At 69.0% G+C, this 21141-nt stretch carries 11 protein-coding genes; 3 read left to right on the top strand and 8 right to left on the bottom strand.

Annotated features, from left to right (window positions below):
• The first annotated feature begins 30 nt into the window (after positions 1-30).
• On the top strand, positions 31-576 hold the full coding sequence (locus PKF00_RS40915) for an NADPH-dependent FMN reductase (protein WP_271223153.1): 546 nt from the start codon (positions 31-33) through the stop codon (positions 574-576).
• 10 nt (positions 577-586) lie between these two features.
• On the opposite strand, the gene PKF00_RS40910 is transcribed toward PKF00_RS40915, so the two are convergent.
• From PKF00_RS40910 to PKF00_RS40900, 3 genes are all read right to left on the bottom strand, one after another.
• Positions 587-1483 carry an aldo/keto reductase gene (locus PKF00_RS40910; protein ID WP_271223152.1) on the bottom strand — a complete coding sequence of 299 codons (897 nt, stop codon included), beginning with the start codon at positions 1481-1483 and terminating at the stop codon, positions 587-589.
• Entirely contained in the window at positions 1462-1587 is a 126-nt protein-coding gene (locus tag PKF00_RS40905; RefSeq protein WP_271223151.1) for a hypothetical protein, read from the bottom strand. The genes PKF00_RS40910 and PKF00_RS40905 overlap by 22 nt, the downstream gene beginning before the upstream one ends.
• A gap of 384 nt (positions 1588-1971) precedes the next feature.
• On the bottom strand, positions 1972-6897 hold the full coding sequence (locus PKF00_RS40900) for a LamG-like jellyroll fold domain-containing protein (protein WP_271223150.1): 4926 nt from the start codon (positions 6895-6897) through the stop codon (positions 1972-1974).
• Positions 6898-7275: 378 nt separating this feature from the next.
• On the opposite strand from PKF00_RS40900, the gene PKF00_RS40895 reads away from it, so the two are divergent.
• On the top strand, positions 7276-10368 hold the full coding sequence (locus PKF00_RS40895) for an AfsR/SARP family transcriptional regulator (protein WP_271223149.1): 3093 nt from the start codon (positions 7276-7278) through the stop codon (positions 10366-10368).
• Positions 10369-10391: 23 nt separating this feature from the next.
• Here PKF00_RS40895 and PKF00_RS40890 read toward each other — a convergent pair whose 3' ends face one another.
• From PKF00_RS40890 to PKF00_RS40880, 3 genes are all read right to left on the bottom strand, one after another.
• The gene (locus PKF00_RS40890; RefSeq protein ID WP_271223148.1) at positions 10392-11132 is read right to left on the bottom strand and encodes a hypothetical protein; all 741 of its coding nucleotides are present in this window, start codon (positions 11130-11132) and stop codon (positions 10392-10394) included.
• Positions 11133-11312: 180 nt separating this feature from the next.
• Positions 11313-14621 (bottom strand): ATP-binding protein, encoded by a 3309-nt coding sequence (locus PKF00_RS40885; protein ID WP_271223147.1) that lies wholly within the window; start codon positions 14619-14621, stop codon positions 11313-11315.
• A 196-nt stretch (positions 14622-14817) separates the two neighbouring features.
• Positions 14818-15729: a coiled-coil domain-containing protein gene (locus tag PKF00_RS40880; protein WP_271223146.1), complete on the bottom strand. Its 912-nt coding sequence runs from the start codon at positions 15727-15729 to the stop codon at positions 14818-14820.
• Positions 15730-16070: 341 nt separating this feature from the next.
• Here PKF00_RS40880 and PKF00_RS40875 point away from each other — a divergent pair, with 341 nt between their 5' ends.
• A complete protein-coding gene (locus PKF00_RS40875) occupies positions 16071-17504 on the top strand; it encodes an aldehyde dehydrogenase (RefSeq protein WP_271223145.1) in 1434 nt (477 codons plus the stop codon).
• Between the two features lie 325 nt (positions 17505-17829).
• Here the strand turns inward: PKF00_RS40875 and PKF00_RS40870 are convergent, their stop codons facing one another.
• Both PKF00_RS40870 and pta read right to left on the bottom strand, forming a co-directional pair.
• The gene (locus tag PKF00_RS40870; RefSeq protein WP_271223144.1) at positions 17830-18969 is read right to left on the bottom strand and encodes an acetate kinase; all 1140 of its coding nucleotides are present in this window, start codon (positions 18967-18969) and stop codon (positions 17830-17832) included.
• 38 nt (positions 18970-19007) lie between these two features.
• On the bottom strand, positions 19008-21050 hold the full coding sequence (gene pta / locus PKF00_RS40865) for a phosphate acetyltransferase (protein WP_271223143.1): 2043 nt from the start codon (positions 21048-21050) through the stop codon (positions 19008-19010).
• Positions 21051-21141 lie beyond the last annotated feature (91 nt).

Here is a 21141-nt window from a genome sequence, read left to right as displayed (position 1 = left end):
CACCTCCGTGAGCGTCCTCAAGGGCGAGCGATGAGGCCCACGCTGCTGGTGATCGCCGGAAGCGTCCGGCGCGGCTCGGTGAGCGACGCCGTGGCCAGGACCGCCGCCGCCCTCACCTCGGAGAGCCACGTGGTCAGGGCCTACGGCGAGACGAGCCTGCTGCCGCACTTCAACCCCGACCTCGAGGGCGACGGCCTGCCCGAGGTCGTCACCCGGCTGCGTTCGGCGCTCGCCACGGCGGACGCGTTCATGTTCTGCACGCCCGAGTACGCCGGGGCCCTCCCCGGAGCCCTGAAGAACCTCCTGGAGTGGGCGATAGGAGGCTGGATGTACCGGAAGCCGGCAGGCTGGATCAACACCTCGACCGCCCCCTCCGCAGCGGCCCGCGCCCACGAGTCACTCCACACGGTCCTGAACTACACCGGAGCCCTGGTCATCCCCGACGCCTGCGTGCGCCTCCCGATCGACCGCGCCCTCGTGACCCCCACCGGCCTGATCCCCGATGACCGCGTCACGGCAGGCATCATCGGAGCCCTCGAAACCCTGTCGGCCGCGGTCACCGGAGAACGGACCTGAGCGACGCGGCTCATCCTCCTGCCTTCACGGCTTCACCGTCCGAGGCGCTGATACGACGCCCCGAACGGACCGGCGCCTCTCCCCCATCCCCCCGGCTCACACTCACCGCGCCGGTACGGCGAGCCGCAGTGCGAAGCGGACCGGCACCGCTGAACGGCGCGTCGCGGTGGCACTTCCCCTGACCGCCGCCGGCCTCCGCCCGACCGCCCAGGACGGACAGCCGGTCGAACTGCTCGTCGGACAGGGAGACCTCCAGCGCGGTGACGTTCTCCTCCAGATGCCCGACCGAGGAGGTTCCGGGGATCGGGATGATATTGGGCGAGCGGCGCAACAGCCAGGCGAGCGCGGCCTGGGACGGGGTCACGCCCACCTCCCGCGCCACGGTCGCGACCGGGCTGTCAGGACCGGCGTGCCCGCCCATCGCGATCGGGAAGAAGGGCAGGAAGGCGATGCCGTGCTCGGCGGCGTAGTCGACCACGTCGTCGAGCTGCCGGATGAGAAGGTTGTACATGTTCTGCACGGCGGCGATCGGCGTGATCTCCGAGGCCTCCCTGAGCTGCGCGACGGTCACCTCCGACAAGCCGATGTGACGGACTTTGCCCTCGTCCCGCAGCTGCCTGAGCGCGCCGATCTGGTCGGCCAACGGCACGTTCGGGTCGATCCGGTGCAGTTGGAGCAGGTCGAGTCGCTCGACCCTGAGCCGCCGCAGGCTCAGTTCGGCCTGCTGCCGCAGGTAGGCGGGGTTGCCGAGGGGGATCCGCTCAGTGGGGCTCGGCCGTACGACACCGATCTTGGTGGCGACCGCCACCCCCTCCGCGTACGGGTGCAGGGCGTCGGCCACGAGTTCCTCGTTCGCGCCCAGAGCGTAGGCGTCGGCGGTGTCGATCAGCCTGACCCCCAACTCCACCGCCCGCCGCAGTACGGCCAGCGCGCCATCACGGTCGGCAAGAGCGGGTCGCCGCCCAGGTCGAAGGTCGTCGTCGCCGTCGTGTCGTTCGTCTTGTTCGTCATGACGGCGACGCCAGAAGCTCACATCCATGTGAGATTCAAGCCTGTGTGAGGCAGATCGCAGACTCCTGACGCGGCGGTTCCGGATGAGATCGTCCCTCCGACGCCTTGTGTGGACAGACGGACCCAACGAAGACCGACCAAAGCTTGTGCGAGGTGAACCAGTGCGGACCGGCAGCGGAGAACCGGCCCCAAAAATCTTCTCTTTTTCTATCCGATAGGCGACATCGCGGCGAGCCGTCGAAGAGAACCTGATGAGGTGCACGGATGAAGCAGGCCAGGTTGACCGACGGTCCGGCCGAATCAGCATTCGGCCGGACCATCGGCGCGAGGAGAATGACCTCCTCAACTATCCACAGCTCACCGCAGTGACCTGCGCGCGGATGATCACCAGTCCTCCCACGGAGACTTTGTGATCATGGTCCTGTTGAACGTGTCTCCCTTGCTCTGCCGCTGATGGAAGATGCCACTGGTGACCAGCTGGAACTTGTTGATGGAGCAGGCAGTTGTGGCGCCTTGCCAGCACGTACCGAGCACCGCGTTTGGATCAACCAGCATCCTCGTCCGGAAGGCGCGCTTAAAGGCGCCCTTCAGATAACTGCTGGGCATCTCCGCATTGTCACCGCCCTCCTTGCCGATTTCAGAAGCAGGCGACGGACAGTCTTTGTTCTTAGACTGTGAGTAGACGGCTCCCAGGCTGCCTCCCGCGGAAAGTTCTGCCCAGTTAATAGGGAAGCCGGTACTGAACTCAACTTGAACCTGGCCAGTGATTTGCCACGGAGTAACTGTCTGAACATAGCAAGGAGACGCGACTGCATCGAGCGACGAATTGGCGACGATGGCGTTGTGCCTGTCCTTGTCCTTCTTGGTGACCACGTACTTGTTGCCGACTTTCTTGGTGGGCTTCCTGAACCAGCGCGAGGTCCAGATAACGGCCGACACCGCCACCTTGTCGACTGTCCATTCTGTGGAGTCGTGACGAGGATTACATCTTTGCCATTGAGCCAGCCCCGTCACCTCGAATACCATTCCCTTTGCGATAGACCTCTTCTCCTGACTTCTCGCGTCACCGGGCAGCCAGGGGGTGCAGCTATTATTAGGCCCCGCAGAGAAGCTGCCGCCCGGCGTGCCGGGGACGGCGAAATTCGACCACCTGATCTCCTGCTTGAGCAAGTCGACTTCATCGGAGACGCCACTGGCGTCGCTCTCATCTTCGTAGACGCCGTCGGGCTCCAGGAAGGTGATGAGCTCACCACAGTCGTTGAACGCGTGCACTCTACTGGTTTCACTCTGATGAGGTTCTACCTGGCCAGCGACGATTTCATTCCGACCTGGCCGAGACTGTGCCTCAGGATCAGGATGGACAACGTTCCACGTGCGCTTCACCGTTGCCCGGACATACCTGTTTCCATCGGGTGCTTTGTAGGCGACGACATCGCTCAAAGCCACTGTGGAGTTTGTTCGCTGCGCACTCTCCTGATCCATTGCCTGCTTCTCAGCCACCAACGGAGCATTAGCAAGGGAAAGCTCGGCGGCGACAGCACTGGTCGAGGTGATGCCCGGAGCTTGCCAGACGTTAGCCGCCCGCCCCTCCAGAACGGCGTCTTGCGCCTCAAAGTAGCTCTTGATCGCGTCGGCGTACTCCACGGCTTCATCGTTTGCCGCCTGCACCTGTGCGGACCCCACTGGTTCGCCCGGGTGACATTCCTGACCTGCAGGCGGAATGGGGGGCGGGGCCTTGGGTGTCACGGTAGCCGACTCCCAGCCGCCCACACCAAAGCGGGTTTTTGCGCGAACTCTAATGGTGTATGTCGTGCCATTGGCCAAACCGTTGATCGTCGCCCACGGGTCAGGGGTGAACGTGGTACGAGCGACACTGCCACTCTGGTCGACCGCCTCAACGTCGTAGCCGTCCAGGAGGGCGATGCTGCCGGTGCTCTCTGGAAGCCCCCAACTCGCGACGGCGCCCTGGTCGCCTGGCTGTGTCACAAGGTTCAACACAGGGCTAGGAGAACTCGCCAGTCGGTAGGTGACACCCAGCGATCTCGACTCCGAAGACCCGGCAGCACCGAATGTAACTACTTCTCCCCGATTGGAGGTGAGCATCAGCCATTGGTACACGCTGCCGTAGACATCGGCTTGAGGTGCGGTGATCGGCAGGGCATAGGTGGCGCCGGGATCGACGCCGGCCACCAGGTCGGAACTTTTGGTCTCCGCGTTCACCTCTTTTTTGAGAGGCACTGCGGTGATCACGGTGTCAGCGGGACAGGCTTCTCCAATGCAACTGGGAGTTCCAAGCTTAAGGACAGCCTTTGTTACGGCTGCCCCATCGGGCAGCTCGTCCAGCTTGATCCCTATGACTGCGGCAGTTTTCTCGACGCCAACACCACCGAGTTGCAAAACCGTGGAGTCCGTCACCGAGCAGGGGGCACCACCACATGCTGTCGGATCAGTCTTCACGTTCTTGATTACAAAGCTGTCCTGCCCCAGTGTCACCTGCCGTTCGTCATCGCCTTCCTCAATCACCTCCTCCCCGAGCGCCTCAGTGTCAAAGCTGACAGGAGCCGTTTTCGGAGTGCAGACTTCCAAGATGCAGGCCTGCATCTGCCAGCTGTAGGTGTGACCGGCTTGAAGGGTGTTCTCCGGGATCTGGAAAGAGGCCCGCTCGCCACCGCCGACAACGTGTTCCCCTAGGGGAACTGACCCGACAGGCGCACCCGTGCTGTCGTAGAGGAAGTACTTGGCGGTTACTGGACCGCCCGATGGTCGGGCCACCATGCCCGACAGAATCGGGGTCAGTCCTGTCCCCCATAAGCCTGTCTGCGTGTCGGTGGGCAGGAAGGGCGCGTCCGAGGTGATGCGGTAGGCGGGGCTCTCGTTGCAGGAGGGCGGGGTCACGCCGGTGCGGCAGGCCTTGACGACGAACTTGAAGCTGGCCGGGTTGTCCAGGGCGAAGACCTTGTCGATGACCTGGCCGGAGGGAATGCCGTTGTAGCTGGTCGTGCTGGGGGCTCCATGGATCGCCCTGACGTCGGTGGTGGTCAGGGCACGGTCGTAGACGTGCAGGTCGTCGACCGCGCCGTTGAGGAAGCCCGGCATTCCGATGATCTTCCCGCGGCCGATCTGGAACGGCCCCTGGGCATCCCAGGCAGCGGTGTGGTCCTTCTCCGCGGCCAGGGCGCCGTCGACGTACAGGCGCAGCTTGTGCGCGGTGGCGTCGTAGACGGCGGCCACGTGGGTCCAGGCGTTGACCTTGGCGGGTTTGTCAGAAGCGGCCACGGTGTAGCTGGTGGAACCGGCGTCGGTGGCCGGCATGCTCAGCCACCACTTCTGGTCGAGGTCGGGATTGCCGGGAGAGTCGTTGTAGGCGAGCGCGAAGCCGGGCTGGACGGTGCCGCTCTGGCTGAAGACGGTCTGCTCGCCGACAGGGTCGGTCAGCTTGACCCAGGCGCTGACCGAGAAGCTCGCGTTGGTGTGCAGCAGCGGCCCGGCGGTCGCGGCGTAGGCGTCGTTGCCGTTGTTGTCGGACTGGTCGTTGGCGAAGACGAGCGCCTGGCCGAGCTGGCCGGTGTCGTGGGTGACGGGGCCGGTCAGGGTGGCGGTGGCGTTGTGGCCGGAGGAGTCGGCCGCAGTGGTGCCGGAGGTCTCGTCCAGCTTGTAGTAGGCGACCTCGCCGGTGGGGAGGGCGGGCGGGGTGACCATGGTGGAGTCGTTGACCGAGACCGTGTAGTCCAGGGCGGTGCCCTCGGCGACACTGGACTTGAAGTCGACTTTCACATTGGTGCTGCGGGCGATCACGTCGTTGCCGACGGTCGAGTCGATCGACTCGGCGTGGACGACGGGGATCTCCGGCGGCAGCATGTAGGAGACGGTCAGCCTCGGCGGACGGGCGTCGGAGCCGGTCCTCTCTGCGGAGTGGAACTCCACCCAGCCGTTCTGGCCCCAGGTCATCGACTCGTTGACGCCCCGCAGCTGCAGGCCGTGGTTGGCCGCGCCCGCCGCCCAGGCGGCGGCGATGTCCTTGATCGACCAGGAGAACAGCTTCGGATAGGCCGAGTACTCCGGGCACAGCTGGACCTGCGAGCCGCTCTCGGCCGCCGCCGGAAGGCTCGACCAGGCCAGGTAGTCGATCGTGTTGGGGTCCCAGGCCGCGGTGACCCTGGAGACCTTGATCCCGCTGGTGTTGAAGTTGCAGCCGGGTCCGGTCTGGGCGAACAGCTCCAGCTGTGCGCTGCCGACGGCCTTGCCGGTCAACGGCGCGGTGTCGAACTTCAGGAAGGTCCGGTAGTAGTTCAGGGCGCTGGTGCCCGCGCAGGTGTAGGACTGGCCGCCGGCCCACAGTTTGTCGGCACCGGGGCCGCCCAGGCTGTTGCACTGGGAGCGCGAGCGCACCGAGACGTCCGACTGCAGGGTCAGCGTCGTCGTGGGGTCGACGGTCACCGGATACTTGACGGCGGGGTCGGCCAGGAACTTCGCGTCCGGCTTCAGGATCAGCACCGGCTTGCCGTTCTCCACGGCCACGCGGGTGTCGATCTTCCCGGTCTTCGGCCGGGCGGTTCCCTTGCCGGTGGCGTCGGCCGCCGGGGTGGTCGAGTCGGCCATCACCGGCGTCGGGGCCTGGGCGACCACCTTGCCCTTGTCGTCGGAGAGCTTCAGACCGTCCTGTTTGGTGGTCGCGAGCGTGAGCTCGTCGGTCTGGACGGGGATGCGGAACTCCACCGGCCCCGTCGGCTTGGCGCGCAGCACCACGTCGTGGCGGAAGCCGGTCGGCAGGGCGGTGACCACCAGGTCGGCCGAGGGTCCTGCGGCGTCGGTGTAGGTGGCGACGTTTCCGGTGACGGTCGGTTTGGGCAGCGCGGTGGGCCAGCTCAGCGCGAACCGCTGGCCGTCGCCCCGTCGCATCGACGCGAACGGCCTGTCGGCGCCGCCTGCGGAGAACTCCACGTCGGCCTTGGCCGCCTTCGGCCGCAGCGCCCCGTCCCGCTCGACCAGGGTGGTGTCGATCCACGCCCAGGATCCGTCGGCCTGCTTGACCCGGGTGGGGGCGGCGTAGGACTGCGTGGTCAGGTGGCCGTCGGGAAAGGCCCAGGTGCGAGCCGTCTCGGTGCCCGCCTCGGCGACCTCGATCGTCTTGTTCTGCTTCTTCGCCTCCGCGATTCCGGCCCGGAGCGCGGCGTCCGGGTCCTTCGGGCGAGGAAAGGTCGTGAGCGTCGGTCCGGAAGGAGCGGGCTTGGCGCTCGGTTCCGGGTCGGCCTGCGCGGGCGAGGTTCCACCGCTCACCAGGAGCGACGCGGCCAGCGCCGAGACGGTCACGATCGTCGACGTGACTCGTCGGGGGGATCCACGCCGTGGCGGTGGCGTGGAAGGACGGCTCGGTAAGGAAGACCCCACCGGTACCTCCATCGTCAAAGGGGGAGAGCGGCCAGGTATGGAAGAGGGAGTCTGGCCGGAATGATCAGCGCAAGGATGACGGACGATGCTGTTGATCTTGTCATCCACAATGTCTTGATCTTGTGATTTGCCTTACTTCAGAATGATTTATCAAGGTAAGCCGCACTCAGGAGTCGTCCTCCACAAAACACACATGAGTGATCGACGCACGGCACAGCGTTACATATCTGCTTTACGGGGGTAAATATGCAGCTTCGCGTTCTCGGGCCGGTTGACATATGGCGAGATGAGAGTCCTGTCGTGGTGACGGGTCTGAAACAACGGACCCTGCTGGCCGTTCTCGTCCTTCACGCCAACCGCGTGGTCTCACACGACCGACTGCTGTCCGCGCTATGGGGAGCGGACGTTCCAGCCAACGGGCGACGATTGCTTCACAACCACCTGTGGTCCCTGCGGCGGCTGCTGGACGACGACGCCGTACTGGCCGGCACGGCCACCGGTTACTCGCTTCAGATCCATTCGGACGCCTCCGACCTGGGCGTATTCGGCACGGAGACGGCTCTCGGCCGTTCGGCGCTCTCCACGGGCGACGCCGTACAGGCGTCGAAGCGATTCACCGGGGCGCTGACGCTGTGGCGCGGCCCCGCGCTCGGCGGCACCCACCCGGAACTCCAGGCCAGTGAGGGCGCCGCCCTGGAGGAATCGCGCGTCGCCGCACTCATCAGCCGCATAGAGGCCGACCTCGCCCTGGGACGCCACGCGGAGCTGGTCGGCGAGTTACGCGGCCTGGTCACGGAAAACCCGTTGGACGAGACTTTGCGCGGTCAGCTCATGCGGGCGTTGCACCATGTCGGCCGTACGGCGGAAGCGCTGGAGGAATTCAGACTCGGACGACAGCATTTCCGCGACGAATTCGGGCTGGAACCCGGGGAGGGACTGTCTCGCCTGCACCAGGCGATCCTGTCGGGGAACCTCGAATCCGAACGGCCCGAAGCGCGCCAGACGGCCTCGGTCTCGGCGCCGCGTGCCCCGGAGCGGCTCCCGTCCTCATACGTTCCGCGGCAGCTCCCCGCGGACATCCTGCGCTTCACCGGCCGAGCCGACCAGCTCCTGGAACTGGACACGCTGCTGTCCGAGGAGCCGCGCGGGAGGGCTCTGGTGCTGTCGGCTGTGGCGGGCGCCGCCGGAGTGGGCAAAACAGCCCTGGTGACGCACTGGGGACATCGGGTGGCCTCCCGGTTTCCCGACGGACAGCTCTACATCAACCTTCACGGATACTCCCAGGGAGGTCTGACGCCGCCGTCCGACGCCCTGCACTATCTGCTCCAGGGGCTCGGCGTCGCGAATGACGAGATACCGCAGGACGTCGACCAGCGCACGGCGCTCTACCGGTCCCTGCTGGCCGACAGACGTCTGCTCATCGTCCTGGACAACGCCGCCACCCCCGACCAGGTCCGGCCGCTGCTGCCGGGTTCCTCACCCTCCAGGGTCGTCATCACCAGCCGGGACTCCTTGCGCGGCCTGTTCGTCACCCACGACGTGCACGGCATCGTCCTCGACGTGCTGTCACCCGCTGAGGCGTCCGCCCTGCTCACCTCACTTCTGGGGCCAACGCGAGCGGATCTCGAGATCGATTCGCTCGCCGAGCTGGCTCGCCTGTGCGGACATCTGCCGCTCGCCCTCCGGCTCGCCGCCGCACAGCTCACCGGCCGACCCGCCCTGCGCGTCGGAGACCTCGTGGCCAAACTCGGGCAGGAGAACCGACTGAACGTTCTGGACCTTGAGGAAGATCCCCACATCGGGGTCCGTGCGGCGTTCGGCCTTTCCTACCGGAGTCTTCCCGGGACGACGCGACGGCTGTTCCGTCTGCTGGGGACCGGTCTCGGGCCAAGCGTCTCCCTTCACGCCGCTGCCGCGCTGAGCGGCCTCAGCCTCCAGGACACCGAGGCGTCGCTGAACCGGTTGGCCACCGCCCATCTGATTCAGCCCGCCGAAGAAGGCCGATGGCAGATGCATGACCTTCTTCGTGTCTACGCCGCCGAACGCGCGCGTTCCGAGGAGCCGGAGACCGAGCTCGACGCGGTACAGACCCGGTTGTTCGACTGGTACCTGCACACCGCGGGCGCCGCCGCCGACCGCATCGACGCCAACCGGATCCCCATTGACGTCACAGCGGCTCGCCCGCATTTTCCAGGCCCCGTCCTCGGAACTCTGGAACAGGCGCTGAACTGGCTGGAGACCGAGCGCCCCGCCCTGGTCGCGGCCATACACCGGGCGGCCGCGGAGAAACACCCGACGCACTCATGGCAGCTGGCGTGCACACTGTGGCAGTTCTTCGCCTACCGCGGTCACACCGACGACTGGTTCGGCACTCACCGGCATGCCCTGGAGACAGCCAGAGCGCTGAACGACGCGACCGCCGAGGCCTACCTGCTGGAAACCCTGGGCCACGCCCACCGGCGCTCCGGCAACTACCGCGAAGCCATCGACCACTACCTGGCCGGCAAGGCGCTGCGTGACCGGTCTGACGACCTCCACGGTGAGGGCCGTGTCTCGAACGCCCTCGCGCTCACCTACGACCTGTTGGGCGAGTTCTCCGTCGCGGGTCGATACTACGAGCGTGCCCTGAAGCTTTTCCGTGAAGTCGGCGACCAGACCAGAGAGACGACGATCCTCAGCAACCTGGGCATCTTCCATGCCCGCCGATGTCAGTTCGACAAAGCGATGACCTACTGGCGGCAGGCACTGACCTATTTCAGCCGCATGGGCGATCCTCACAGCGAGGCGGGAATCCATGCGAACATCTCCACCGCCGGTAATCGCCTTGTCCAGCCGGACCTGGTGATCAAGCACAGCCTCAGCGCGATAGACCTCTATCGAGGATTGTCAGAGCGTCGTGGAGAAGTCCTCGCGCTCACCAACATGGCCTTGGCCCTCACGCACTCAGCCGACCACGAGGCGGCCGCCAGAGCGCTGGACCAGGCGGAGGAGATCCTTCACGACCTCGACAACCTTGAAGCCAGAGTGCACACCGTCGGTACGCGCGGAGCCGTTCACCTGTTGAAGGGCGACTTCGAGCAGGCCGTGCCCCTGTTGCGCCAAGCCCTGGAGTTGAACAGGGACCTGAGCGATCCGCACATCGAATGCGAGACGACGAACCGGCTCGGCCGTGCTTACAGCGGCCTCGGCGATCACCGGGCCGCCATAACCCACCACCTCAGAGCGTGTGCGGTCGCCAATCGCGTCGACGACCGCCTCGAGATGGGACACGCCCACAGGGGAGTCGCCGACGGTCTGGAGGCCCTCGGTGATCACGAGGACGCCGAGAAGCACCGTGGAGAGGCGCGCGCGATTTTCACCGACCTCGGCATGTCCCCGCCTGGCTCCGGATGACCCGGGCGCACGCGGGCGGGGCCTCACCCGGCGGCCGCCACCGCCCGCAGGTCGGTCTGGGCGAGGTCCCAGCACTCGGCGGCGAACGCCGCGTAGACCGCGAGGGCGGTCTTTCCCGCCTTGACCATCGTGTCCAGCACGGACGGCGACGGCGACATGAGGGTTTCGAGCCGTCGCCGGGTGAGGGCCGCGCGGGCGGGGGCGGGCTCCACGCGTCCGGCCAGGAAGCCGTAGCAGGCCGGGGACGCGCCGAAGACCCGCCGGCAGTTCGCGAGCAGGGCGGGACCGACGACGGCAGACAGTCGCCCGATCTCGTACTCGACGGCCAGCCAGCAGAACGGCGCCGGGCCTGAGAGCACGTTCTCGTGCAGTTTGGCGTAGAACTCCGCGCTGGTCAGCGGCGGCGCGGCCAGCAGGGCTCCGGCGTCGAGCGGCTCACCGTGCCGCTCGTGCCACCAGGCGGCCGTGGCGCGCGCGTCGGCGGCCATCATCCGGTCGTGCTTCGCCGCGGCGCGGGAGTGCGCCCTGAGCGCTCTGTCCAGCCCGTCCGTGCCGAGGCTGCAGCACCGCTCGTCCATGGCGGAGATCCAGTGCGCGACGTCATGGGTCATGTGGACGCCGTGGGCGTTGAAGCGAAGCGTCCACCGGGCGAACAGCCGCCCGTCGCAGGAGGGCGAGAGCACCTGCTCCACGGCCGGGTCACCGGCGAAGCGCCGCCGGTCGGCGTCCAGCGCCGCGTCGTATCGGTCCATCACTGCACTCACGGTGTCTCCCTGTTTGCATCGTTCGCCCGACGAGCGGAGGGGTAGACGAACAGGGTCACCGGCGTTACTTGCAGATGGCTTGGGAACGCTTGCGTCAGATTGCAGCCTGAGGTCCGCGGACCGGTTTCGGGGCCGACGCCGTCGGCGGCCAGGGCGCGCCGCGGGGAACGGCGCGCCCGGTCACGAGGATCGTTCCTTCTCGGCCAGGAGGCCCCGGGTGGGCGGGACGGTGCCCGCCCTCGACATCGCCCGGTCCCGCCACCGCAGGAGCCCGCTCTGGCCCGCCAGCCGGGCCAGCGTGATGAGGTGCCGGGTCTCGGCTCCGTGGTCGCCGAGGGCGGAGGCGAGCAGCGCCAGGTACCAGTCGACCGGCCCCGCGAGGGCGATCGCCGAGCCCGCCGAGATCCGCCCGCTGTACGGCAGCAGCGCCGAGTAGCTCACCTGACAGGCGGGGATGTCGCCGAGGGCCGCCTGCGCCGCTCCCTGCAGACAGGTCATGGTCAGCCAGGACCAGTCGATCGGCGGCGACGGCCAGCCGTTCTCAACCAGCTTCCACGCCTCCTCCGCGCGGCCCCGCGCGCACAGGTGCAGGACCCGGGCGTCGTGGTCCATGGTGGCGTGGATGCCGGTGATCGAGTCGATCAGCGGTCCGGCGTCGGCCATGGTGCCTCGCTGGTGGTGCAGCAGGATGCGTCCTGTGGCCACCACGGCACCCGCGTACCACATGCCGATCCGTTCGGCCTGTCGCTCCGCCTCGCCGTACAGGATCTCGGCGTCGTCGAAGCGGTGGACCAGGGTGAGCCGGTTGGCCCGCCACATGGTGTGCTGGAAGCGCGGCCAGGGCAGCGGCAGCCGTTCCAGCATGACGTCGCAGCGCGTGGCGGCCTCGTCCGCGCCCGCCACGTCGAACATCTCCAGCCTGTCGTGGGTGAACAGCATCTGCGCGAACAGCTCGAACTCGGGCGTCCGGGTGCGTGAGGCCAGGTCGAGCAACTCGGCGGCGATCTCCAGCAGCTCGGGGACGTGCATCGGCTGGGGCAGCGACAGGTGCCGCGCGTTGAGCATCCGCATCAGCAGGTGCGGATCCCCCAGCCTGCGCGCCATCCCGACGGCCTCCTCGGCGAAGGAGTGACGGCGCGGGTCGTCGGTCCCGTCGTACAACTCCTGCGCCAGCCCGCCGAGCAGCAGCGCGCGTTCAGGGCTGTCCCCCGGGGGCAGCGAGCGCAACGCCGTCTCGAACCGGTGCACCAGGCGCAGCTCCACCTCCTCGTAGGGGTTGCGCAGCGTCCAGATCGACGGGGCGTCCAGGGCGGTCAGCGCGCGGGCGATCAGTGCGGGCCCGCCCCGCTCCGCGGCGCGGTCGGCGACGCGGATGGCCCGTGCCCGCGCCTGCCTGGCTCCGAGCGGGTCTCCCGCCTCAAGCAGCGCGCGGACCTGCCGGAGCAGGAGTTCGACGTGGTCGAGCGGATCGCCCTCGCAGGCGCCGTGGGCCTCCACGGCCCGACCCCACCAGAGGGCGGCCTCCTCGTAGGCCAGCCGGAGGGACGCCTGTTCGGCCACGGCGCGGGCCCAGCGCGCCGCCTCCGTGTACGCCGCGGGACCGGCCTCGACCGCGTGGTGGGCGATGACGGCCACGTCCACGCCGGGGCGGGCGGCGAGGACGGCCATCACCTCCCGGTGGATCGCCGCCTTGCGCAGCGGGGGGATGTCGTGCGCGAGCGTCTCCCTGACCAGGTCATGGGTGAAGGCCATGTGGTTGGCGCGGGCGACCACGAGCCCGGCGCGAGCGGCCTGGTCCAGCGGGTCGTACGCCTCCGTCCGGCACACCCTGGCCACGACGTCGGGGTCGAACTGCCTGCCGATCACCGCGGCGGTCCTGAGCACCTCGCCGACCTGGGGGCCGAGCACGTTCAGCCGCTGGCGGATCAGGTCGGCGACCGCCTCGGGCACCCCGTCCAGCCTGCCGCCCTGGGCGAGCATCCGGGCCGTCTCGCGGACGAAGAAGGGGTTGCCGCCGGTGCGCTCGGCCACCCTGCGGGTGGTGCGGTCGTCGATGTCGACGCCCATGTCCGCGGCGACGGCCTGTACGGCGTCGGCCCCGAGGCCCGGCAGGCGGAGGCGGAGCATGTCGTGGCGGGCGAGGCGGCCCAGCACGCCCTCAAGGGGAAGGCGCTCCATGCCCTCGCGGAAGGCGACGACCAGCGTGACGGGGGCGTTCCTCCCTGAGTCCTCGATGTCCTCGATGAGCGCGACCACGTCGCCGAGCAGCCCGAGCGAGGCGGTGTCCGCCCAGTGCAGGTCGTCCAGGAAGATCACCACCGGCTGGGTCAGCGCGGTGGTCGTGATCCAGTGGGCGATGGCCTGGTGGCGGCGGAGCCGTGCCGCCTCGGTCGACCCCGTGGGCGTCTCGTCGTCGAGAAGCCCGGCCAGCGCCTGCCGGTCGGCGGGAGGGCAGACCCGGGTGAGCGCCCGCAGGATCCGCAGCCACGGCCACAGCGGCGGAGCGCCCTCGGTTTCCGGGCAGCGCCCCCAGAGCACCAGGCGGCCCAGGTCGGCGCAGTGGTCGCGGAAGGTCTCGATCAGCCGGGTTTTGCCGATGCCGGGCTCGCCGCTCACCGCGACGACGGTCAGGCCGTCCCGTTCCAGCAGCCTCTCCAGCTCGGCGAACTGCCGATCCCTGCCGTGCGGGACCCGCCGCCTCGAGGAGGCCGTGACGAGGACGGGCGTCGCGGGGACCCGGGGAAGCATGAGCGAGTCGGCCTGCCGCAGGATGTCCTCCTCCAGCGCCCGCAGTTCGGGCCCTGGATCCAGGCCGAGCTGGTCGGCGAACAGGTCTCTGGCCCCGCGCAGCGCGGCCAGCGCGTCGGCCTGCCGCCCGGCGCGGTAGAGGGCCAGCGCCAGCAGACACCACAGCCGCTCACGCAGCGGGTCCGCGGCCGTCTCGATCTCCAGGTCGGTGATCACGGCCTGCGGGCGACCGAGGTCCAGTTGCGCCTGGGCGCGCCGCTCGACCGCCACGAGACGCAGCTCGCGGAGGCGACCGACCTCGGCGACCGCCCACAGCTCGGTCGCGAACTCCCCGTACGGCACACCGCGCCACAGCCGCAACGCGTCGTTCAGGTCGGCGAGCGCCTCACCGGGCGGCCTGGACTCCGACCGGGTGACGAGGCCGGTGAACCGGATCGCGTCGACGTCGGTGGTGGCGAGCAGATAACCGGGCGACCGTCCGATGAGCAGCCGGGGAGGGGTGCGCGGGGCGCGTTTCGGCTCGATGGCCCGGCGCAGGTTGGACACGTACGCCTGGACGGTGGCCACCACGCTCGGCGGCGGGGCGTCGCCGTACAGGTCGTCGATCAGCGTGTCGGTGGAGACGAGCGCTCCCCCCGCGACCAGCAACCGGGCCAGCACCGCGCGCTGACGCGGACCGCCGAGGCCGACTGGCGCCCACCCGTCGTAGGCCTCCACCTGGCCGAGAACCTGAAACTCCACCCCTACCCCGCCTACGGTCGACACAGAACTCACGGTCGGCACAGCAGGTGCGGCCACTGTGACAGGTACGAACCCCCATCATCGGACATTGATCGTGTCCAGACGCACGAGAAGGGTCGCGAACCCGCAACGAAACCCGGGATCCGCCCGCGGCCACGGAGGGGCCGCCGCGTCTCGGTTCTCGGCGGGGCCGTCCTCAGAAGACCGAGATGTGGACGTGGTCGTAGTGGTTGGCGGTGACGCCGCCCCGGTCGGACATCATCCGCCAGCCCGCGCCGGTACGGATGTCGTAGTAGCGCTGCTGCCAGATGATGTACATGATCCCGAGTTCGCGGCCGTTGTCGATGGCCCACTGGGCCAGGCGGTCGCCGCGCTCCTTGGCCTCGGGGGTCGGCATGCGGCCGCCGACGCTCATCATGAAGTCGCAGGCCCGGCCGCTGCCGTGCTCGCCCGGGTCGCCTCGCCTCAGACACCCCACGGGGTAGGGCATCGGGAAGGTCTGCAGGATCGTGTTGCGCACGCTGACCATGCGGGGGGTGAGCCCCTCGCTGCCGCCCGGCTGCTGGAAGTCGTACTTGGCGAGCAGGGCCTCGATCCTGACGCGGTCCTTCTTCAGCTTGGCGATGTCGTCCTTGAGCTTGACGACCTTCGCCTCCGCCGCCTTCTCCGCCTCCTTGGCGTCCTTGATCAACTGCTTGATGCGGTTGAGCTGGTTGGCGCGCTGGCCCGCGAGGTAGGAGACGGTGGCGGCCCGGTCGAGGGCGATGCCGGGGTCTCCCTGGAAGCCCAGCAGGCTGCTGTTGTCCAGGATGCCGCCCATGTAGGAGGTCTGGGCGAAGCGCATGACGGCGATCTCGGCGGTGGCCAGGGTGCGTTTGAGGCCCTTGGCCCGCGCCGTGGCCTTGCCGGCCTGGATCCGGGTCTCCTCCAGGCTCTGCACCTCGCCCCGGTATCTCTTGTTGAGCTCGCTCGCCTCACGGGTGAGCCTCTTGAACTCCGCCTCGGGGTTGGGCTTGGCGGCCGTGCCCGCGCTCGCCCCGGCCACGACCGGGGTCATGAGCAGGGCGGAAAGCATGACAGCCAGCGCGATCGAGCGACTCGATCTCACGCTTCGCTCACCTCCAGAGCCCCCTCATGGCCGGAGCGAAACTATAGAAGACGATCTTGAGGCTCGCCACCGAAACGGCGGAACTCCCGCACCATTGACGAACTATCTACCAGTCTGCGGTGCTTTAAACAAATGCCTCAGCGGTCACAACTTCCTCTCAGGCCCCCACCCCGTCCACCCAGGCCCTCTTGCCATCATCGGCAGAACATGATTCGGTCTCATCAACAGGATGCGTCTCAGCAACAGAGAACATTGTGGGCCTCTCCTCCTCGACCGACACTGTCCCGGCAAGCAGTGGTTCACGAACCGGCTCAGGCCCGCCGACCAGGAGGCACCGCATCATGCTCCAGCACGACACGCTGTTCATCGGGGGCGACTGGGTGGCCCCCTCCGGCACCGGGACCATCGACGTCGTCTCGCCCCACACCGAGGAGGTCGTCGGCCGCGTCCCCGACGGCGCCCCCGCCGACATGGACCGCGCGGTCGCCGCCGCCCGCCAGGCGTTCGACCACGGCCCCTGGCCCCGGATGACGATGGCCGAACGCGCCGCCGTCGTCGGCAGGCTCGCCGAGATCTACGCCTCCCGGCAGGCCGAGATGGCGGAGCTCATCACGCTGGAGATGGGCTCGCCGATCTCCTTCTCCAACCTGGCGCAGGCCCCGCAGCCGCTCGCCATGCTGCGGTACTACGCCGAACTCGGAAAGACCTTCCCCGTCGAGGAGGAGCGGCCGGGCACCTTCGGCCCGGTGATCGTCCGCCGCGAGCCGGTCGGCGTGGTCGCCGCCGTGGTCCCATGGAACGTTCCCCAGTTCGTCATCATGATCAAACTGGCCCCCGCCCTCGTCGCGGGCTGCACGATCGTGGTCAAGCCCGCCCCCGAGACCCCGCTGGACGCCTACCTGCTGGCCGAGATGGTCAAGGAGGCGGGCGTCCCCGACGGCGTGGTCAACATCGTCGCCGCCGGACGCGAGACGGGCGAGCACCTGGTCTCCCACCCCGGCGTGGACAAGGTCGCCTTCACCGGCTCGACCGCCGCGGGACGCCGCATCGCCGGGATCTGCGGGGAGCGGCTCAAGCGGTGCACCCTCGAGCTCGGCGGCAAGTCGGCCGCGATCATCCTGGACGACTGCGACCTGCCCTCCGCGATGGGCTTCCTCTCGATCGCCTCGCTGATGAACAACGGCCAGGCCTGCGTCGCCCAGAGCCGCATCCTCGCCTCGCGCCGCCGCTACGACGAGGTCGTGGACGCGGTCGCGGCGATGGTCGGGAACATGCGGGTCGGCGACCCCGCCGACCCCGCGACCGGCATCGGACCGCTGGTGGCCGAGCGGCAGCGGGAACGGGTCGAGGGCTACGTCAGGATCGGCATCGACGAGGGGGCCAAGCCCGTCGTCGGCGGCCTGGAGCGACCCCACGACCGGGGCTGGTACGTCGCCCCGACCGTCTTCGCCGGAGTCACGAACGAGATGCGCGTCGCCAGGGAGGAGATCTTCGGCCCGGTCCTGACCGTGATCCCCTACGAGGACGAGGACGACGCCGTCCGCATCGCCAACGACAACGACTACGGTCTGGCCGGGACGGTGTGGACCTCCGACACCGAGCACGGGGTCGACATCGCCCGCCGGGTCCGCACCGGCACCTACGGCGTCAACCTCTACATGATCGAGCCGAGCTCCCCCTTCGGCGGCTTCAAGAGCAGCGGCGTCGGCCGCGAGCTGGGCCCCGAGGGGCTGTCCGCCTACCTGGAGCACAAGTCCATCGCCCGCCTCGGCTGACCCCTGACGCCCCGAACCTTGCCCGTCCCGCCCGTCCCGCCCGATCCGTCCGCCCGGACGGTCACGACGTCTCCTGACCTGCCCGCCTGAATCCGTCCACCCGATCCGTCCACCGGGGGGAGAGCGGCAGGACCCGGATCGTGCTTGTACGGCTCCGCGGAGCCGTACAAGCACGCCGGGGGACGGACGAACGGCCCAGCACGCCCCCGCGACGCTGGGCCACCGCCACCAACCGAGCATGCCCCACGACTCCCGCGAAGCGGAGGGTCGAGTCCCGTGGGCCTCTCCCGGCGGATCTCATCCATCTGATTTAGGTAGACGCGTTTTATCCGCGATTGGTTCGCGAAATAATTCCGAGAGTCTGCCGGGCGATCTCCAGCTCCTCGTCCGTGGGGATCACGGCGACCTTCACGGCGGCGTCGTCGGGGGAGACGATCCGCTCGCCCCGGGCGTTGCGGGCGGGGTCGACGGCGATGCCCATCGCCTCGAGGCCGTCCAGCGCGGTCTGCCTGACCAGCGGAGAGTTCTCCCCCACCCCTCCGGTGAACGCGATCACGTCCACCGTGCCGAGCACGGCGTAGTAGGCGCCGACGTACTTGCGCAGCCGGTGGCAGTAGACCGAGAAGGCCAGCCGCGCGTCCCGGTCTCCGGCGGCGAGCCGCTCCTGCACGGCACGCATGTCGTTGTCGCCGCACAGGCCGCGCATGCCGCTGCGGCGGTTGAGCAACTCGTCGATCTCGTCGAGGGACATGCCCGCGACCCGGCCCAGGTAGAGGACGACCGCCGGGTCGAGGTCGCCGCTGCGGGTCCCCATGACGAGGCCCTCGAGCGGGGTCATGCCCATCGAGGTCTCCAGGCAGCGCCCGCCGGAGACCGCGGAGGCGCTGGCCCCGTTGCCCAGGTGCAGCACGATCACGTTGCCGCCCGGCCTGCCGACGGCGGCGGCCGCCTCACGGGAGACGTACGCGTGCGAGGTGCCGTGGAAGCCGTAGCGGCGGATCCTCAGCCTCTCGGCCACCTCCCTGTCGATCGCGTAGGTCGCGGCGGCCGGGGAGATCGTGGAGTGGAAGGCGGTGTCGAAGACCGCGACCTGCGGCAGGTCGGGGCGGAGCCGCCGGGTGACCTCGATGCCCGCCAGGTTGGCGGGGTTGTGCAGCGGGGCGAGCGGGACGAGCTCCTCGATCTTCCTGACCACCTCCTCCGTGATCAGGGTGGGCTCGGTGAAGGTCGTGCCTCCGTGCACCACCCGGTGCCCGATCGCGGTCAGCTCGGGGGAGTCGAGTCCGAGCCCCCGGTCCGCGAGCTCCGTGGCGACGATCTTCAGCGCCGCCTCGTGGTCGGCCACCGGGGACCCCGGCTCGCCGATCCGCTCGACCGTCCCCGACGCCAGCCGTTCCGCACCGGCGAGCAACCGGTACTTCACGGAGGACGAGCCGGTGTTGAGCACCAGTACGCGACCCACCATCTCCCCTTCGTCCCCTTCTCCCCTGCCGTCCCGCCCGCTCACCCGGCGACCTCCTGCGCCTGGACGGCGGTGATGGCCACGGTGCTCACGATGTCGGTGACCAGCGCCCCTCTGGACAGGTCGTTGACCGGCCTGCGGAGCCCCTGCAGCACGGGACCGACCGCGACGGCCCCCGCGGAGCGCTGCACGGCCTTGTAGGTGTTGTTGCCGGTGTTGAGGTCCGGGAAGATCAGCACGGTCGCCCGGCCCGCCACCGGGGAGCCGGGCAGCTTGGCCGCGGCGACCCTGGCGTCGACCGCGGCGTCGTACTGGATCGGGCCCTCGACGAGCAGGTCCGGCGCCCGCTCCATGACCAGGGCCGTGGCCTCGCGCACCTTGTCGACGTCGGCGCCCGTGCCGGAACGCCCCGTCGAGTACGACAGCATCGCGACCCTCGGCTCGATGCCGAACCGCTGCGCCGTACGGGCGGAGGAGACGGCGATGTCGGCGAGCCGCTCGGCGTCGGGGTCGGGGTTGACCGCGCAGTCGCCGTAGACGAGCACCCTGTCGGCCAGGCACATGAAGAACACCGAGGAGACGATCGAGGTGCCGGGGACCGTCCTGATGATCTGGAAGGCGGGCAGGATCGTGGCGGCGGTGGTGTGCGCGGCGCCGGAGACCATGCCGTGCACGGCGCCCGCGCGCAGCATCATCGTGCCGAAGAAGTTGACGTCCGCCACCACCTCCCTCGCCCGTTCGAGCGTCATGCCCTTGTGCGCCCTGAGCTCGGCGTACTCCTGGGCGAAGGAGTCGCGCAGCGGGGAGGTCAGCGGGTCGACGACGGCCGCGCCGGACAGGTCGAGGCCGAGGTCGCCGATCCGCCTGCGGATCACCTCCGGCCTGCCCAGCAGGGTGAGGTCCACGATGCCGCGCCGCAGCAGGACGTCCGCCGCCCGCAGGATCCGGTCCTCCTCGCCCTCCGGCAGCACGATGTGCCTGCGGTCCGCCCTGGCCCGCTCCAGCAGGGTGTGCTCGAACATCATCGGGGTGAGCCGGTCGGAGCGGGCGAGCTCGATCCGGTCGGCCAGGTCCCCGGTGTCCACGTGGGACTCGAAGTGGCCGATGGCGGTCTCGATCTTGCGCGGGTTGTCGGCGGTGAGCCGCCCCTCGAGCCCGGCCAGGGTGGTGGCGACGGTGAAGCTGTCCGCGGCGGCCGACAGGACCGGCACTCCGGGCGCCAGGCGGGCGGTGAGGTCCTTCACGGCCTCGCTGGGCTCCTCCCCCAGCGTCAGCACCACGCCGGACGGCCTGGCGGTGCCCGAGGCCTCCGCGGCGACCGAGACGAGCAGCAGGTCCGCGCGGTCGCCGGGCGTGATCACCAGCGCCCCGTCGACCAGATGCTCCAGGAACACCGGGAGCGTCGCCCCGCCGAACACGAACCCCAGCACGTCCCTGCGCAGCGCGTCCTCGTCGCCCTGGACCTGCTTGGCGTCGACGGCCCTGAGCACCTGACCGACGGTCGGCGCGGACAGCGAGGGATGCTCGGGGATGAGGTAACAGGGCACCGGCAGGTCGACGTCGACGGTCATCCCCCTGGGCACCCGGTTGGCGACGACCGCGAGCACCGTGCTGCCGAGGTCGGAGAAGACCTGGTAGGCGGTGCGCATCTCCATCGCGACCTCGGCCGCCCCCTCGCCGTGCGCGCCCACCACCACGATCACCGGGGCGCCGAACTCGGCGGCGAGCCGGGCGTTGAACGCCAGCTCCCTCGGCAGGTCGTCGGTGGCGAAGGAGCTGCCGAGCACCAGCAACGCGTCGCACTCCCCCTCCAGGGGGTGGAAGCGGGTCACCAGCCTGGCGATCAGCTCCTCGGTGCCGTGACGCGCGTAGACCTCCGCCGCCTCCTCCGCCGTGACGCCGGTCGCCGAGGCCGAGGGGCGGTATCTCACGTTGAGCAGTTCGAGGACGCGGTCGTCGCCCCTGGTGATCGGCCGGAACACCCCCGTCCTGCCGACGCGGCGGGCGAGCAGCTCCATCAGGCCCAGCTCGACGATCTGCCTGCCGTCCCCTCGCCCGAGACCGGCCACGTAGATGCTGCGCATGCGCGTCCCCCTGTGCCGTGAAACCGTGCTGCGAAAGCTCATCCCAAGAAAGCTCATCCCAAAAGGAGTAAACACCCTCGAAGCATCGCCG

Source organism: Streptosporangium carneum (genome assembly GCF_027922005.1).
Taxonomy (GTDB): Bacteria; Actinomycetota; Actinomycetes; order Streptosporangiales; family Streptosporangiaceae; genus Streptosporangium; species Streptosporangium carneum.
This window is presented reverse-complemented; position numbering and strand designations above follow the sequence as displayed.